This is a genomic window from Nonomuraea mesophila, assembly GCF_004352805.1.
Lineage (GTDB): Bacteria > Actinomycetota > Actinomycetes > Streptosporangiales > Streptosporangiaceae > Nonomuraea > Nonomuraea longispora.
Genome location: NZ_SMLD01000033.1, coordinates 35,050 through 49,600, shown reverse-complemented (window position 1 = coordinate 49,600; position 14,551 = coordinate 35,050). Strand labels below are relative to the sequence as shown.

Genomic DNA, 14,551 nt, shown 5'->3' with positions numbered 1-14,551 from the left:
GAATCTTGACATGAGCCGGTCAGGACAGTCGCACATCCTCGCCATCGGCGGTGGATCGTTCCGCCCGAGCAACCGCTACAGCTTCATCGAGGCGAGCCCGCTGCTGCGCTACGGCCTCGACCTGACCGGACAGGACCGCCCGAAGCTCGGCCTGGTCGCCACGGCGCTCGGCGACTCGAGCGACTGGCTGCTCAAGATGTACGGCGCCTTCGCCGGCTGGGACGTCGAGCTGAGCCATCTGACGGTGTTCCCGATGCCCAACGTGGCCGATCCCCGGGCCTGGATGCTCGAACAGGACATGATCTACGTCAGCGGCGGCAGCGTCGCCAACCTCATGGCACTGTGGCGGCTGCACGGCCTGGACGAGACCTTCGCCGAGGCCTGGCGGGCGGGCGTGGTGCTGTCCGGGCAGAGCGCGGGCGCGTTGTGCTGGCACGTCGGGGGCAACACCGACTCCTTCGGCCCCGAGCTGCAGGTGTGGGCCGAGGGCCTGGCCCTGCTGCCCTACTCGTGCGGCGTCCACTACGACTCCGATCCGCAGCGCCGCGAACTGCTGCAGAGGTCGGTGGCCGACGGCGAGCTGCCCGGCGGTTACGCCGCCGACGAGGGCGTGGCGCTGCACTACGTGGGCACCGAGTTCATCCAGGCCGTGACGGTCGAGCCGGCCGGCTACGCGTACAAGCTGGAGCACGACGGCGCCAGCGGGGTCAAGGAGGTCAAGATCGAGCCACGGTTGCTGACCCCCTGATTACCCTTCGAAGGTTCGGGAACGGCACAATAGGCTCATGCGCCCCATCCACGGGGACGATCCCCACGCACTCGCCATCGTCCGCCTAGGTGTCGACGTCCCCTACGAGCAGGCCTGGTCGCTGCAGCGCTGGGTGCACGACAAACGGGTCGCCGGCGCCCTGACCGACACCGTCCTGCTCCTGGAGCACGCACCCGTCTACACCGCGGGCAAGCGCACCGCCCCGCACGAGCGGCCCGCCGACGGCACCCCGGTCATCGACGTCGACCGGGGTGGCCGGCTCACCTGGCACGGCCCCGGGCAGCTCGTCGCCTACCCCATCGTGGCGATCACCGATGTGGTCGCCTACGCCTGCCGCCTGGAGGATGTGATGATCCAGGTCTGCGCCGACTTCGGCGTCACGGCCAGGCGCATCCGCGGGCGCGGCGGCGTCTGGGCGGCCGGCGAGCCCAGTCTCGGCCTGCCCGACCGCCAGCTCGGCGCGGTCGGGCTACGGGTCACGCGCGGCGTCACCATGCACGGCTTCGCCCTCAACTGCGCCAACGACCCGCGCTGGTTCAACCGCATCACGCCGTGCGGCATCCCCGGCGTGGGCGTCTCGTCATTGTCGGCGGAGACGGGCCGGCGCGTCGTGGTCGAGGAGGTCATGCCGATCGCGGAGAAGCGGCTGGCCGAGGCGCTCGGCATGGAGCCGTACGACCTGCACGAGGAAGACCTGCTCCGCCGGTGACCGGACCGGCGGCGGCGCGAGCCCGGCCATCGGGCGCTCTGCGGGTTCTGCCTGGTCACGTGGGCGCGTACGCCCCCTCGGACGGCGCGCTTCGCGGGAGACGTAAGCTGAGAACGTGACCGTTGCTCCTGAAGGCCGAAAGCTCCTCCGCCTGGAGGTGCGCAACGCCGAAACCCCTATCGAGCGCAAGCCCCCGTGGATCAAGACCAAGCTCAAGACGGGCCCCGAATACACCGAGCTCAAGTCGCTGGTGCGCCAGGAGGGCCTGCACACGGTCTGTGAAGAGGCGGGCTGCCCCAATATCTACGAGTGCTGGGAAGACCGCGAGGCGACCTTCCTCATCGGCGGTGACCAGTGCACGCGCCGCTGCGACTTCTGCCAGATCGACACGGGCAAACCCAAGGAATACGACCGCGACGAGCCGCGCAGGGTGGCCGAGTCCGTCCAGCAGATGGGCCTGCGCTACGCGACCGTCACGGGGGTGGCCCGTGACGACCTGCCCGACGGCGGCGCCTGGCTCTACGCCGAGACCGCGCGCCAGATCCACACGCTGCTGCCCGGCTGCGGCGTCGAGCTGCTGGTGCCCGACTTCAACGGCAACCGCGACCAGCTGGAGGAGGTCTTCTCCAGCAAGCCCGAGGTGTTCGCGCACAACGTCGAGACGGTGCCGCGGATCTTCAAGCGCATCCGCCCGGCCTTCCGCTACGACCGTTCCCTCCAGGTGATCACGACGGCCCGCGAGGCCGGGCTGGTCACCAAGTCCAACCTGATCCTGGGCATGGGCGAGACGCGGGAAGAGATCACCGAGGCCATGCGCGACCTCCACGCCGCCGGCACCGACCTGCTGACGATCACCCAATACCTGCGGCCCACGCCGCGCCACCACCCGGTGGAGCGGTGGGTGAAGCCGGAGGAGTTCGTCGAGCTCCAGGCCGAGGCCGAGGCCATCGGGTTCGCCGGGGTGCTGTCCGGTCCGCTGGTCCGCTCGTCCTACCGGGCGGGCAGGCTCTACAAGCAGGCCATCGAGGCACGCCAGAACGCCTGATCGGCACAGCCGGGGCCCCGGGCGCACGCCGCCCGGGGCCCCGTCGTGTCCGGCGGCGCTAGCATGGCCGCATGGCAGGGGGCCGCCGACAGGAGGACCACGAGGCATGGGCGTCCTGATCCGCACCAGCGACTTACCCGTCACGAATCGCCACGACGCCTGGCGGGCGATCGTGTGCGACACGCTCGGCCCGCTCGACCTGCGCATCGACCCCGACGCCCCGCTCCGGGGCGAGATCGAGCTCGGCCGGCTCGGCTCCGTGGGCGTCGGCAGGGTCCGCACCTCCACCCCGCACAGCGTGCACCGCACCCCCGGGCTGATCCACCGCGACAACCCCGACGTCTACCGGGTCGTGCTGGCCGTGTCGGGCAGCCCGCGGATCTCCCAGGACGGCCGGGCCACGCAGCTGCGCCGCGACGAGTTCGCCATCTACGACTTCACCCGCCCGTACGAGCTGGCCTACGACGGGGCGGTGCAGCTCGCGGTGTTCAGCCTGCCGCACGAGCTGCTCGCCCTGCCTCCGGGAGCCGTCTCCGAGCTGACGGCGCTGCCCGTCACGGCGGAGCGCGGCGCCGCCGCGCTCGCCGCCCCGCTGCTGCGCAGGGTGGCGTTCGACCTCGGCAGCTACCAGCCGGCCGGCGCGGACCGGCTGGCGACCGTGGTGCTCGATCTGATCGGCGCCGCCGTCGCCGAGCGGATGGACCAGGCTGAGGCCCTGCCGCCCGACTCGCGCAGGCGCACGCTGTTGCTGCGCGTACGCGCCTTCATCGAGCAGCGGCTCGGCCAGGCCGACCTCGACCCGGCCACCGTCGCCGCCGCCCACCACATCTCCGTGCGCTACCTGCACCGGTTGTTCGAGCAGGAGCACACGACGGTGGCCGCCTACATCCGCCGGCGCCGCCTGGAGCGCTGCCGTGCCGACCTGGCCGACGCCTCGATGCGTGACCTGTCCGTGAGCAGCATCGGGGCCAGGTGGGGGCTGCCCGACTCGGCCCATCTCAGCAGGTTGTTCCGGCGCGCGTACGGGATGCCGCCCGCGGAGTACCGCCGCGTGGGCGCGCTCGTGAGCCCTCGCCCTGAGCCCGCTCGGGTTGTGCGCTGAACGTCAAGTCACCTGGCGCCCAGATCCAAGACCCCACGGGCCGCCGGTCGGCAGACTCGGAGATGTTCCTCCTCAGCGGTGAAAGGTCTTGGACATGCAGCTTTTCGTGAACCTCCCGGTCAAGCACCTGGAGCGGTCGAAGGAGTTCTTCACCGGGCTCGGCTTCCGGTTCTTCGGCGCGTCCCCCGACATGGCGTCGGTCGTCATCAGCGAGAAGACGCAGGTCATGCTGCTCACCGAACCGGTGTTCGCCCAGTACGTCACCAAGGAGGTCAGCGACGCCACCAAGGCGACCGAGTCGATCCTGGTGCTCGGCCTGGAGAGCCCGGCTCAGGTGGACGAGCTGGTGGACAAGGCCCTGGAGCTGGGCGCGACCTCCGCGGGCGTGCGGCCCGACGACGGTGTCCGTTACCAGCGTGGCTTCGCCGACCTCGACGGCCACCACTGGGAGGCGCTCTGCCTGATCCAGCCCGCCGGCTGAGCGGGGCCGGCCCGGCCCCGTGGGCCCCGTCGGCCAGTGCGGCGGGCGGCAGGGCTGCGGACGGTGGGCGGGCAAGGTCACGATCCAGCCTGAAAGCCAAAATGGCCGGGCTGCGTTTTCCCTCCTGCACCAGTTGGTTTGTATCCTTCTGAGCATGGCAAAGTCCGAGGACCCAGAGAAGCCGGGGCGCATCAAGCAGCTCCGCATGATCGCGAAGATCATCAAGCAGGCCAATCCCAAGGGGATGCCGATCGTCTTCCTCTCGGCGGTGGGCACGCTGGCCGTGGTCGTCGTGATCGGCCTGGTCACGGACTACTTGTGGTATTCGGTGTTCATCGGCGTGCTGGCGGCGTTCACCGTCGGGCTGGTGGTGTTCGGGCAGCTGGCGCAGAAGGCGCAATACTCGATCCTGCACGGCCAGACGGGCGCCGCGGCGGCGGTGCTGGAAGGCATGCGGGGCAACTGGCAGGTCACCCCGGCCATCGCGGTCAACCGCGACCAGGACCTCATCCACCTCGTGGTCGGCTATCCGGGCGTCGTGCTGGTGTCCGAGGGGCCGGGCAACCGGGTGGCGAAGATGCTGGCGGCCGAGAAGAAGCGGGTCGCGCGGGTGGTGCTGGGTGTCGAGATCTACGACATCCAGTGCGGCGACGGCGAAGGCCAGGTGCCGATCAGCAAGCTGCAGCGCCACATCATGAAGCTGCCGCGCAACCTGAAGAAGCCCGCGGTCAACGAGGTCAAGGACCGCCTGAGGTCGCTGCCGAGGAACATGCCGATGCCGAAGGGGCCGATGCCCAAGGGCGCCCGCATGCCGCGCGGCCCCAAGATGCGCTAGTGCCGTCGGTATCCTCACGGGCCAACCGCGGCTGGTGGGACGGCAACGCCGACGACTACCAGGCCGAGCACGGCGGCTTCCTGCGCGACAGCGGCTTCGTCTGGTGCCCTGAAGGTGTGGACGAGGCCGACGCGCGCCTGCTCGGAGATGTGCGGGGCCGGCGGGTGCTGGAGATCGGCTGCGGGGCGGCGCAGTGCGCCCGGTGGCTGGTGTCGCAGGGTGCCGAGGTCGCCGCGTTCGACCTTTCCAACCGGCAGTTGCTCCACGCCAGGCGCATCGACCTCGGCACCGGCCTGCGCGTCCCCGCGCTGCAGGCCGACGCCGAGTCGCTGCCGTTCGCGGGGGCGTCCTTCGACCTGGCCTGCTCGGCGTACGGCGCGCTGCCGTTCGTGGCCGATCCCCTCGCCGTGTTCCGCGAGGTGCGCAGGGTGCTGCGGCCGGGCGGCCGGTTCGTGTTCTCGGTGAGCCATCCCGTGCGGTGGGCCTTCCCCGACGATCCCGGGCCGCGCGGTCTCACGTCCGACCGCCCCTACTTCGACCGCTCCCCCTACGTGGAGCGCGACGAGCACGGCGCCGTGACGTACGCCGAGCACCACCGCACGATGGGCGACTGGGTGAACCTGGTGGTGGAGTCCGGGTTGATGGTCACCGGGCTGCTGGAGCCCGAATGGCCGGAGGGACACGAGCGGGTGTGGGGCGGCTGGAGCCCGCTGCGCGGCCGTCACCTCCCGGGCACGGCCATCTTCAGCTGCTCGCGTTCCTAGCGGCCATGGCGTGGAAGATCTCCTTGGGCTCCCACCTCTTCTCGTCGAGCATCCTGACCACGCCGTAGGAGCCCAGATCGGCCTCGCCGGTCCTGTTGTAGGCGGCGAAGGTGAACCAATGGGCGGTGTCGACGCCCTCCTGCTCGAAGATGTCCATCAGCTCGGTGTAGTAGCGGACCTGCTCCCCCTCGTCGCGCACCGCGTCGTCCGGCACCACCCAGGCCGAGCCGCCGCGCTCGCCCGCCCCCTGGTAGGGGCAGGTGCCGAACTCGGTGACCGCGACCGGCTTGCCCTGCTTGAAGTGCGCCCGCAGTTCGTCGGTGAAGTCGTGCGCGTTGTAGGCCGCGCGGTAGGCGTCGACGCCCGCCACGTCGAACGGCGCCCAGTCGATCGGCTCCCACGGCCCTGAGGCGTAGCTCAGCCGGCCCGCGAACGCCGGCCGCACGGTCTCGGCCACCTTCGCCAGGTAGGTGTTGAAGCGCGGCATGACCTGCATGAGCGTCGTCCACCACTGCGGGTCGCCGGTCATCATCGTGTTGAGCCGGTCGCGGTAGGCGGCCCCTTCCATGAAGCCGTGGCCGAAGGCGGTGATCTCGCAGCCGGTGACGAGCACCACGTCGCCGCCGGCGCGGCGCAGGGCCTCGGCCCGCTCGGCCGACTCGGTGAACAGCGCCAGCATCTCGTCCTCCGTGAGGTCCACGGGGAAGGGGGCGTACCACACCTCGAGGCCGGCCGCGAGCGCGCGTTCGGCGGCGGCGGTGATGCGCCCGGGGTCGCGCCCGGAGATGCGGACGGAGTCGCAGCGCAGGTCGCGGGCGATGGTGCGCATGTCGCGCTCGACGTCTTCGAGGTCGAACGATGTGCGGCTCAGGTCGTCGCCCGGGAGGAACCCGGTGTCATAGTTGATGCCCCTTTTCATGCTTCTCCTCTTCCGTGTGCGTCAGCCCGTGCTCCAGCAGGTCGAAGGCCACCTCGACGTCTCCGGCCAACCGGCCGGCCGCCTCCTCCAGCGGCGCCCCCGAGGCGAGCCGGTGGAAGAAGGACTCCTGGAGAGTGGTGATGGCGGCGGTGATCTGAGCGGCCATGAGGTGCGCCGTCAGATCCGGCTCATGGCCGCCCGCGAGGGCCGCGGCCAGTTCGTGGCGCTGGCTCATCTGGGCTCCGTGCACCGCGGCCAGCAGGGCGGGGTTGGACGAGATCACGCGGATTCTGGTGATCAGCGTCTCGACGTCCATGCCCTCGGCCACCGGCGCGGCCGTCGCCCGGTAGTGCGCGCGCAGGGCCCCGAGCGGCGAGGATCCCTCAGGACGGCCGGTCACGACGGCGGCCATGTCGTCCTGCACCCCGTCGGTGGCCAGGCACTCCTTGGTGGGGAAATAGCTGAACAACGTCACTTTGGCGACCCCGGCCGCCTCGGCGATCTCGTTGACGGTCACCTGGTCGTAACCACGCTCGTCGAACAGCCGCAGCGCCACCTCGGAGATGCGCCGGCGCGTCTGCTCCTTCTTCCGCTCCCTGAGCCCCGCCATCATCATGCGGACAGCCTAAACCATACCGGGTACAAAATCTAACCCAGTACGGTTTTCGCTCGCTCACATGCGGACGACCATGGTGTTGGACACGCGGTCGTGCACCCCTCGGTGGTCGCGGTCCCAGATCAGGGCCGGCAGAGCCAGGGCGAGCAGCACGGTGCGCACCAGCACGGGCAGCAGCCGCGGATCACCGCCGTCCATCGCGGCGACCCTGATGCCCGCCAGGCGGTGCCCGAACGTCTGCCCCATGACGCCGACCAGGATCAGATACTGCACGGCGAAGGCGAGCGCCGGCGCCCACGGCGCCTGCGCCGGGTTCATCCCGAACAACAACTGCACGATGACCCACGTGCAGATCATCCAGTCGATGACGAGCGCGGCGATCCTGCGGCCCCAGCCGGCGATCGACCCGCTGCCCTCCTCCGGCAGCCCCAGCCGCTCACCCGGATATCCGAGGTCGACCCCGGCGGAGCGGAGCCCGCCCAGCCACGTCTGTGTCCACCGAGGTTCCTTGCCGCTCATGAAGTCAACGGTAGCCGCCTCATGAGTCGGTCCGCCTTCTGCCCCATTCGCGTCGTGGAACCCGCCGCGACCGCGCGTTCCACGAACGTCGCGGCCCACGTGACTCCGCGTAACACGTGCGAAACAATCGAGACACCGGGTGGAAACGGCCGAGTTCTAGCGTCGGCATGATGGCCAGTCCCCAGGGAGGTTCGAGAGTGTTCAACTCCGCCGACGACGTCCTGAAGTTCATCAGGGACGAAGGGGTGCAGTTCGTCGATGTCAGGTTCACCGACCTGCCGGGGACGACTCACCACTTCACCTTCCCGGTAGAGAACTTCAGCGCGAGCGTCTTCACCGACGGGCTCATGTTCGACGGATCGTCGATCCGTGGATTCCAGGCGATCCACGAGTCCGACATGCTGCTGCTGCCCGACCCGGCCAGCGCCGTGGTCGACCCGTTCCGGCAGCACAAGACGCTCAACCTCAATTTCTTCGTGCACGATCCGCTGACCGGCGAGGCCTACAGCCGTGACCCGCGCAACGTCGCGCGCAAGGCCGAGGAATATCTCAAAGGCACCGGCATCGCCGACACGGTCTACTTCGGCCCTGAGGCCGAGTTCTACATCTTTGACGACGTGCGCTTCGAGACGAGGCAGAACGCCGGCTACTACTACATCGACTCGATCGAGGGCGCCTGGAACACCGGCAAGGCGACCGAGGGCGGCAACCTCGGTTACAAGCCGCGTTACAAGGGCGGCTATTTCCCGGTGCCGCCGATGGACCACTTCACCGACCTGCGCTCCGAGATGGTGCGCAACCTCATCGAGTGCGGCATCGACGTCGAGATGCAGCACCACGAGGTCGGCACGGCCGGTCAGGCGGAGATCGACTTCAAGTTCGGCACGCTGCTCAAGACCGCCGACAACCTGATGTTGTACAAGTACATCATCAAGAGCACGGCGCTCGAGTTCGGCCACACGGTCACGTTCATGCCCAAGCCGATCTTCGGTGACAACGGCTCCGGCATGCACTGCCACCAGTCGCTGTGGAAGGACGGCTCGCCGCTCTTCTACGACGAGGTCGGCTACGCGGGCCTGTCCGACACCGCCCGCTACTACATCGGCGGCCTGCTCAAGCACGCGCCGTCGCTGCTGGCCTTCACCAACCCGACGGTCAACTCCTACCACCGTCTGGTGCCCGGCTACGAGGCTCCGGTCAACCTGGTCTACTCCCAGCGCAACCGCTCGGCCTGCGTACGCATTCCGATCACGGGCTCCAACCCGAAGGCCAAGCGCATCGAGTTCCGGGTGCCCGACCCGTCGTGCAACCCCTACTTCGCGTTCTCGGCGATGCTGATGGCCGGCGTCGACGGCATCCGCAACAAGATCGAGCCGCCGGAGCCGGTCGACAAGGACCTCTACGAGCTCCCGCCGGAGGAGGCCCGCCAGGTGCCGCAGGTGCCCGGCTCGCTCACCGACGTGCTCAACGCGCTGGAGGACGACCACGACTACCTGCTCGAGGGCGGCGTGTTCACGCCCGACCTGATCGAGACGTGGGTGGCGTACAAGCGCGAGAACGAGGTCGACCCGATCCGGCTGCGCCCGCACCCGCACGAGTTCGAGCTCTACTACGACGTGTGACGCCGGGGTTCCCGGCCTCCGCGATCTTGCCGGATACCACTGCTGAGCTGGGAACACCTTGTCGTTAGTTGTCGTTATTCGTAGTTGTGGAGCAGCGTCTGAAGGAACAGAGACGCAACAGAATGGCCCGGCACCGAAATCGGTGCCGGGCCGTCCTGTGCTGGTCGGGGTGAGGACAGCAAATCATGCTCGTGGATGTGGGAGCGGGATGGAGTGAGCTGGACGTGTGCCTGCGGGTCGACTGGGGATGGCGAGGCCGGTACGTGCCTGTGTACGCGACGACCTCCCGCACCCGCCCTGCTCTGTGATCAGTACCCAGCGCTGATCAGTTCATCGGCAATGGACTCGAGGATGGGACCTGCTTCGGGTGCCTGTACCGGGACGACATACTGCGCGACGATGATACTTCGTTTGATCTTCACCACGATCGCGCCGTCGGGTCCCCTCTTGAGATAGAGGGAGCGACCGGTGGACGAGATGAAGAAGAACTTCTGGCCGCACAGCTTCAGGCCGGCGGCCTCGACCCGTGAAAGGTCCTCGAACCCATTGACGATTGCGTGCCGCTCCTCAGGGCTGGGCGCGTACCCCCCGGAAGCAGCCAGGAGTTCGCCGTCCAGCCCGATGATTGCGGCGGAGCTGAACTTACCGGAGCCGATCACATCGTAGTCCACACAGTGCTGTAAGACGTCCATACACAGCCCTTCCTGTTCACCGCCCGAGTCGTACCATCCACCGCTGTCTATCCGCGCCCCCGGCTTGTGCTGGCGGTGCACTTTCATCTGCTGGCCGACTCATCCGCTGATTTTTTGGGAGCTGTCAGTCTAGCTGGCTTCCTGCGCTACAAGATCAACACGGTCTGGGAGTCGTGACGCAAGCCTTAGAGCCTGTACGGAGTTCGGATCTTTAGGCTGACCGGAGGCTGCGGAGCCCTCGAGTCGGGTGGTTAGCGTCCACGGGAGTGGTGTACGGGTTTGAACCTGCACATCACCTTGATGCCCGTGAGGGAAGATCGATGTGACATGAGGGCGGCCACTCCGCGATCCTTCACAGCTGTCGAAGGCAACGAAGGAGAACGAGAAGTGGCCGCTGAAGACATTCTGCCTGCTGAGAGCGAATGGTTCGACGAGACCCTCGCCCAGGCCTCACCCGATGTGCTGCGCGAGATGGCCGTGCGGATGGCGCAGATGATGATGGACGCCGAGGTCGAGCAGCGCTGCGGCGCCGGCTACGGCGAGGTGTCCGAGCAGCGCCTCAACTCGCGCAACGGCTACCGGCGCCGCGAGTGGGACACCCGCGCCGGGACCGTGACTGTTGCGTAATTGCGCCGGCCTGACTCTGAGGCTCGTGGCCGTGGCTGTGGCCGGGGTGGGCCGAGCGGATCGGTATGGGACGGGCCTGCAGGTCGCGGCGGCCGTCTCGGCAGCTGGAACGCTGCAGTGCCCCACTTGAAGTGTTCGCCGGCTGTTCCGCTCAGGCGGTGAGGGCCGCCGAGCGACGAGGCTTGGGCAGGCGGCAGAGCTTATGTATCCATAGTCTTGCAACAGTAGTCATACGGGTGATGCCTGAGCTTACTCCTGGGACAAGCGGATGTGGTGCCGTAGTCACCAGCGTGCAGAGACGCTCCGGCGAGCCTGTGCGTAGTGGCTCGCCGGCGCGTTCGGACGGTCACGAATACAGGCGCACCGTTTCGGACTCGCGGCTGCCGTTCACGCACATGCCGTGCGGGTTCACGTCCTCGTCGCCCTGGCGGTCGCGGCACCACCAGGTCTGCCCGTCGACCTCGACCGTCAGGCCGGCGGCTTCGCCTGCTGGGCCCGGAGGGGAGCCTTCGATGGCGGCTTTCGCCACCTTCATGGCGGTCTCGCAGGCGGCTTCCTTGTCTTCGGAGCTGTTCGCCACCACGGCCAGCCCGAGGTTGCCGCATTGGTACTCCCTGATGGCGGCATCGGCGGGTGCCGGGTCCAGCGCCGTGGCGAGGTGGGCGGCAGGCGAGGTGGCGCTCGGCCGGCTCGCGAACGCGGCCGAGGCGAGTCCGCCGACGGTGACGGTGGCCAAGGCCCCCGCCACCATGAACGCGATCGAGGCGCGGGTCGAAATCCTGTCCATCTGAAACATCTCCCTCCATAGGTCCGGAGTCGAGTCGAGACGCGGTCTTCAGCGCGGGCACGGGCCGCATCGAACGGATGTGGGAACTCCTCACCGCAGAGATCCCCTCATCCCGGCGATCTGCTCAACTCACGGAGTGGAACGTGGACAGTGAGAGCATCTCGCCGCCGTGCGAGCATTCGACGTAGTCGTCGTCGCCCTGCTTCTTCTGGACGCAGGCCCAGCTCGCGCCGTCGACCGTCACCGAGACGGCCTGATCGGCGCCGGCTTGCCGGGGCGCGGCGGTGTAGGCGTTGGCGACCTGGCCGGCCATGGCGCACGCCTGGGCCATCTCCCGATCGCTCTGCATGGTCATCTTGAGGCCGCCCGGCCCATGCCCGCAGGCGAAATTGTCGCGGAGCGTGCCGGGCACGCGCAGGGCGCTCCCCGTGGGCAGAGCGCTCCCCGTGGTCAGGGCCAGCGGCTCCCCGGCGGACGCGGCCTCGGCCGGGCCACCGATGGCGATGACGGCGCCTCCGGCCAGGACGGCAGAAAAGACGCGGGCGATGATGGTGCGCAGGTGAAGCATGGCGAACATTCCCCCTGATCGTGCTAGTCGTCCACCGGGCGGCAGTCCAGGGCCGCCGTGCCGGTGTCCTGGTCGGCCGGGCTGGTGCAGGTCTGCTTGCGCGGCTTGTCACACAGGAACTCCCCGCCTCCCTGCCAGGTGCAGTTGGCCTTGAGGTAGCCGTCGATGCCGTTGATGTTGCTGCAGTACACGCCTGTCTGCGTGTACGCGCAGCCACCTCGGGGCGCGTCGGTCAACTCCGATGGCATGGGCGTCGGGGAGGGCGCGAACACCACGGATGCCAGCCCGAGCTGGGCCACGAGCAGAAACGAGATCATGACGTAGCCTTTCTCCCGTCTACGAGCGGATACCTGCTCCACCAGTTCCGAGTGGGGACACCCTGCCCCGGATACGGTTGCGAGGGCCGCCTCCGTGGATGGACCTCGCCGGCGCGGACGGCCGCGCTGCGCCGGACGCCTCTGTGAGCACTGTCGGCCGGGGGCAGGTTCCGTCGCGGCCCGCGGCTCGAGACGGGTGGGATCTGTCGCGTCGCTGGCGTGTCAGGGCCGCGGCTCCATGTGCGCGGCCGGTCTGCCGTTTCGTGCGGTCACCGGTCAGCTCTACCCGGCGCGGGTAACGCCCATCCTGGATCCGCCCCAAAACCGGTCCAGCTGCCCCCTGAACAAGCTCAAACAGGCGCCGGTCGCGACGTCGGGCCGTGGGGGAAGGGCCGTGGGGGACATTTTCGCCTTCGCGCTGGTCCTGCACCTGTGGGAAGGAGGACGCTTCCCCGGCGGCTTCGCCGCCATGATCACCGACCAGCTGGGCTTCACCGCCCGCAGCATGCTGATCCGCCGGTCGACGGCCGAGACCCGGAGAGGCGATGCCGGTGGCACCTCCCGGGCGCGGTGGCCATCACTCACTGCCACTTTGCGGCCCATGATCAAGGGTTGGCCAGGTCGAGCGACTGTATAGGTCACACCTACGACGTGTGATCCCGCGCCGCGTGAAAAGGCCATCGGCTGCTCAGCCGATGGCCTTTCCGCGGGACCTGCGTGAGGGCCTCAACCCGTGGAGGCGAGTGCCGCCCCGGCAGTCACCATCCGGTGAGATCACCGTCGATCGGCCACCAGCCGTCGCGCTCGTGGTCACGGTGGTCGAAGTCGCGGTGGTCGCGGTCGCGGTGGTCGCGGTCACGGTGGTCGCGGTCACGGTGGTCGCGCTCGTCGGGCTGGGTGTCGTTGTTGTCGACCACCGGCGGCTGGACCTGCTCGACCCTGACCTCAGGGCGGTGGTGGTGACGGCGGTGCTTGTTCTTGTTGCGGTTGAGGTTGTGGACGATGATGTCGATCTTCGGCGGGCGCCAGCGGGGGCTGCGCAGGATCGGCTTCTCCTTCGAGACGCGCCTCGGCTTCGAGACGTGCCGAACCGGTGCGGACGGCGGGCCTCCCGCCTCCACGGCGACGTAGCCCGCGCTCGCGCTGGCCACCCCCTGGCCCACGGGAAGGAACATGGCACCGGCGACGGCGCCGGCCAGAGCTAGTATCGCGAACCGCCCATGGCGCGGCGTCCGCGATTGCCGACTTCTAGTATTCACGCGCTCGTTTCCATTCATGGATAGATCAGCCGAACCCGGCATCCACGTGTCGAATGCTCGGATGGAAGCAGACGTACCCATGCAGATATTCTCAGCTACCTCTATAAACCCAAACGTCCCGTCAAAACCTAAACGCCCAATAATGATCTGAGCTTCGTTTACCGCTCAGAACGTGTAGCGCGGCGAGGAGGCGGCCAGGAGCGCGGGCTCAGGGCCGACCCGCCAGAGGTCCCGCGCCTCGCCGGCCAGTGCGGCGACGAGCGCCTCGACGTCGGCGCGGGCCGTGTCGTGCAGGGCCTCCGCGACGACCAGGACGTCGCTCGTGGTGCCGCGTACGGCCGAGTGGCCGCTCTGGCGGTTGGTCCAGCGGCGGGCGTGCGCCATCGCCTCGGCGTCGGCGAAGACGACCTCGCCGGCCGGCGGACGCTCCGTCTCGCCGGAGAAGGTCACGTACGTCTCGTCGCCCGTGGCGTAACGGACCTCGACGCAGGAGGTGATCCGCGAGACGTCGAAGACGGCCACCGGGATCGCGTACGCGAGGGACATCGCGTTGCACAGGTCGATCAGCGGGTGCAGCCGCGGCAGCGCGCCCTCCTTCCTGAAGCGGCGCAGCAGCGACTCCGACGCGCAGCGGTACTGCGTCGGTTTCAGGCCCATCGCCGAGAACGCCCGGCGCCACGCCCGGATCTCCGGCAGTTCGCCCTCGGAGCAGGTGGCCAGGCGCTTGGCGGCGATCTCACCATAGTGCGCGAGCCGGTCGTCCACGTGGACGTCGGCGGTGACGCCGGCCATGGACATCACCCCCGGGACGAGCCCGGGAAAGTCACGCCAGATCTCGCTCGAATGCTGGAAGTGCACGGTCACCTCGTCATCGCGGTCAGGAAGAACGGGCCGATCACGATACTCGCTCCCCAGCGCCG

General features: G+C 68.7%; 17 protein-coding genes and 1 pseudogene. 9 read left to right on the top strand and 9 right to left on the bottom strand.

Annotated elements, in window-relative coordinates; translation table 11 throughout:
• Positions 1 to 10 precede the first annotated feature (10 nt).
• The 7 genes from E1295_RS15385 (at position 11) to E1295_RS15355 (ending at position 5,705) form a co-directional block, all read left to right on the top strand.
• Positions 11 to 748 (top strand): Type 1 glutamine amidotransferase-like domain-containing protein, encoded by a 738-nt coding sequence (locus E1295_RS15385; RefSeq protein WP_132630948.1) that lies wholly within the window; start codon positions 11 to 13, stop codon positions 746 to 748.
• A 37-nt stretch (positions 749 to 785) separates the two neighbouring features.
• Positions 786 to 1,478: a lipoyl(octanoyl) transferase LipB gene (lipB, locus tag E1295_RS15380; protein WP_132630947.1), complete on the top strand. Its 693-nt coding sequence runs from the start codon at positions 786 to 788 to the stop codon at positions 1,476 to 1,478.
• Between the two features lie 115 nt (positions 1,479 to 1,593).
• On the top strand, positions 1,594 to 2,523 hold the full coding sequence (gene lipA, locus E1295_RS15375) for a lipoyl synthase (protein WP_132630946.1): 930 nt from the start codon (positions 1,594 to 1,596) through the stop codon (positions 2,521 to 2,523).
• A gap of 106 nt (positions 2,524 to 2,629) precedes the next feature.
• Positions 2,630 to 3,625 (top strand): AraC-like ligand-binding domain-containing protein, encoded by a 996-nt coding sequence (locus tag E1295_RS15370; RefSeq protein ID WP_132630945.1) that lies wholly within the window; start codon positions 2,630 to 2,632, stop codon positions 3,623 to 3,625.
• A 94-nt stretch (positions 3,626 to 3,719) separates the two neighbouring features.
• Positions 3,720 to 4,106 (top strand): VOC family protein, encoded by a 387-nt coding sequence (locus E1295_RS15365; RefSeq protein ID WP_132630944.1) that lies wholly within the window; start codon positions 3,720 to 3,722, stop codon positions 4,104 to 4,106.
• Between the two features lie 154 nt (positions 4,107 to 4,260).
• Complete coding sequence (locus E1295_RS15360; RefSeq protein ID WP_132630943.1) at positions 4,261 to 4,941, top strand: DUF4191 domain-containing protein; 681 nt, start codon at positions 4,261 to 4,263, stop codon at positions 4,939 to 4,941.
• Entirely contained in the window at positions 4,941 to 5,705 is a 765-nt protein-coding gene (locus tag E1295_RS15355; protein ID WP_132630942.1) for a class I SAM-dependent methyltransferase, read from the top strand. The genes E1295_RS15360 and E1295_RS15355 overlap by 1 nt, the downstream gene beginning before the upstream one ends.
• Here the strand turns inward: E1295_RS15355 and E1295_RS15350 are convergent.
• The 3 genes from E1295_RS15350 to E1295_RS15340 are packed head-to-tail and all read right to left on the bottom strand — an operon-like array spanning position 5,686 to position 7,759.
• Positions 5,686 to 6,624 carry a glycoside hydrolase family 113 protein gene (locus tag E1295_RS15350; RefSeq protein WP_132630941.1) on the bottom strand — a complete coding sequence of 313 codons (939 nt, stop codon included), beginning with the start codon at positions 6,622 to 6,624 and terminating at the stop codon, positions 5,686 to 5,688. The genes E1295_RS15355 and E1295_RS15350 overlap by 20 nt on opposite strands.
• The gene (locus E1295_RS15345) at positions 6,602 to 7,240 is read right to left on the bottom strand and encodes a TetR/AcrR family transcriptional regulator (protein WP_246080058.1); all 639 of its coding nucleotides are present in this window, start codon (positions 7,238 to 7,240) and stop codon (positions 6,602 to 6,604) included. The genes E1295_RS15350 and E1295_RS15345 overlap by 23 nt, the downstream gene beginning before the upstream one ends.
• A gap of 57 nt (positions 7,241 to 7,297) precedes the next feature.
• Complete coding sequence (locus tag E1295_RS15340) at positions 7,298 to 7,759, bottom strand: RDD family protein (protein WP_132630940.1); 462 nt, start codon at positions 7,757 to 7,759, stop codon at positions 7,298 to 7,300.
• Positions 7,760 to 7,956: 197 nt separating this feature from the next.
• Here E1295_RS15340 and glnA point away from each other — a divergent pair, with 197 nt between their 5' ends.
• Positions 7,957 to 9,381: a type I glutamate--ammonia ligase gene (glnA, locus tag E1295_RS15335; protein ID WP_132630939.1), complete on the top strand. Its 1,425-nt coding sequence runs from the start codon at positions 7,957 to 7,959 to the stop codon at positions 9,379 to 9,381.
• A 308-nt stretch (positions 9,382 to 9,689) separates the two neighbouring features.
• Here glnA and E1295_RS15330 read toward each other — a convergent pair whose 3' ends face one another.
• Entirely contained in the window at positions 9,690 to 10,160 is a 471-nt protein-coding gene (locus E1295_RS15330) for a profilin (RefSeq protein ID WP_132630938.1), read from the bottom strand.
• Between the two features lie 315 nt (positions 10,161 to 10,475).
• Between E1295_RS15330 and E1295_RS15325 the strand changes: the two are divergent.
• Positions 10,476 to 10,697: pseudogene (locus E1295_RS15325) on the top strand (transposase); the annotation flags it as partial.
• A 349-nt stretch (positions 10,698 to 11,046) separates the two neighbouring features.
• Here E1295_RS15325 and E1295_RS15320 read toward each other — a convergent pair.
• The 5 genes from E1295_RS15320 to E1295_RS15300 form a co-directional block, all read right to left on the bottom strand.
• A complete protein-coding gene (locus E1295_RS15320) occupies positions 11,047 to 11,496 on the bottom strand; it encodes a hypothetical protein (RefSeq protein ID WP_132630936.1) in 450 nt (149 codons plus the stop codon).
• Between the two features lie 115 nt (positions 11,497 to 11,611).
• Positions 11,612 to 12,064: a hypothetical protein gene (locus E1295_RS15315; protein WP_132630935.1), complete on the bottom strand. Its 453-nt coding sequence runs from the start codon at positions 12,062 to 12,064 to the stop codon at positions 11,612 to 11,614.
• Positions 12,065 to 12,078: 14 nt separating this feature from the next.
• Positions 12,079 to 12,372: a hypothetical protein gene (locus E1295_RS15310; protein ID WP_132630934.1), complete on the bottom strand. Its 294-nt coding sequence runs from the start codon at positions 12,370 to 12,372 to the stop codon at positions 12,079 to 12,081.
• Positions 12,373 to 13,130: 758 nt separating this feature from the next.
• Positions 13,131 to 13,547, bottom strand: a complete 417-nt coding sequence (locus E1295_RS15305; protein WP_132630933.1) for a hypothetical protein — start codon at positions 13,545 to 13,547, stop codon at positions 13,131 to 13,133.
• A 249-nt stretch (positions 13,548 to 13,796) separates the two neighbouring features.
• Positions 13,797 to 14,489, bottom strand: a complete 693-nt coding sequence (locus tag E1295_RS15300) for a B3/B4 domain-containing protein (RefSeq protein ID WP_132630932.1) — start codon at positions 14,487 to 14,489, stop codon at positions 13,797 to 13,799.
• Positions 14,490 to 14,551 lie beyond the last annotated feature (62 nt).

Excerpts from the sequence above, each read along its gene's own strand:
- E1295_RS15385 (WP_132630948.1), top strand. The coding sequence starts at position 11 with ATGAGCCGGTCAGGACAGTCGCACATCCTCGCCATCGGCGGTGGATCG.
- lipB (WP_132630947.1), top strand. The coding sequence starts at position 786 with ATGCGCCCCATCCACGGGGACGATCCCCACGCACTCGCCATCGTCCGC.
- E1295_RS15370 (WP_132630945.1), top strand. The coding sequence starts at position 2,630 with ATGGGCGTCCTGATCCGCACCAGCGACTTACCCGTCACGAATCGCCAC.
- E1295_RS15365 (WP_132630944.1), top strand. The coding sequence starts at position 3,720 with ATGCAGCTTTTCGTGAACCTCCCGGTCAAGCACCTGGAGCGGTCGAAG.
- E1295_RS15360 (WP_132630943.1), top strand. The coding sequence starts at position 4,261 with ATGGCAAAGTCCGAGGACCCAGAGAAGCCGGGGCGCATCAAGCAGCTC.
- E1295_RS15350 (WP_132630941.1), bottom strand. The coding sequence starts at position 6,624 with ATGAAAAGGGGCATCAACTATGACACCGGGTTCCTCCCGGGCGACGAC.
- E1295_RS15345 (WP_246080058.1), bottom strand. The coding sequence starts at position 7,240 with ATGATGATGGCGGGGCTCAGGGAGCGGAAGAAGGAGCAGACGCGCCGG.
- E1295_RS15340 (WP_132630940.1), bottom strand. The coding sequence starts at position 7,759 with ATGAGCGGCAAGGAACCTCGGTGGACACAGACGTGGCTGGGCGGGCTC.
- E1295_RS15330 (WP_132630938.1), bottom strand. The coding sequence starts at position 10,160 with ATGAAAGTGCACCGCCAGCACAAGCCGGGGGCGCGGATAGACAGCGGT.
- E1295_RS15320 (WP_132630936.1), bottom strand. The coding sequence starts at position 11,496 with ATGTTTCAGATGGACAGGATTTCGACCCGCGCCTCGATCGCGTTCATG.
- E1295_RS15315 (WP_132630935.1), bottom strand. The coding sequence starts at position 12,064 with ATGTTCGCCATGCTTCACCTGCGCACCATCATCGCCCGCGTCTTTTCT.
- E1295_RS15310 (WP_132630934.1), bottom strand. The coding sequence starts at position 12,372 with ATGATCTCGTTTCTGCTCGTGGCCCAGCTCGGGCTGGCATCCGTGGTG.
- E1295_RS15305 (WP_132630933.1), bottom strand. The coding sequence starts at position 13,547 with ATGTTCCTTCCCGTGGGCCAGGGGGTGGCCAGCGCGAGCGCGGGCTAC.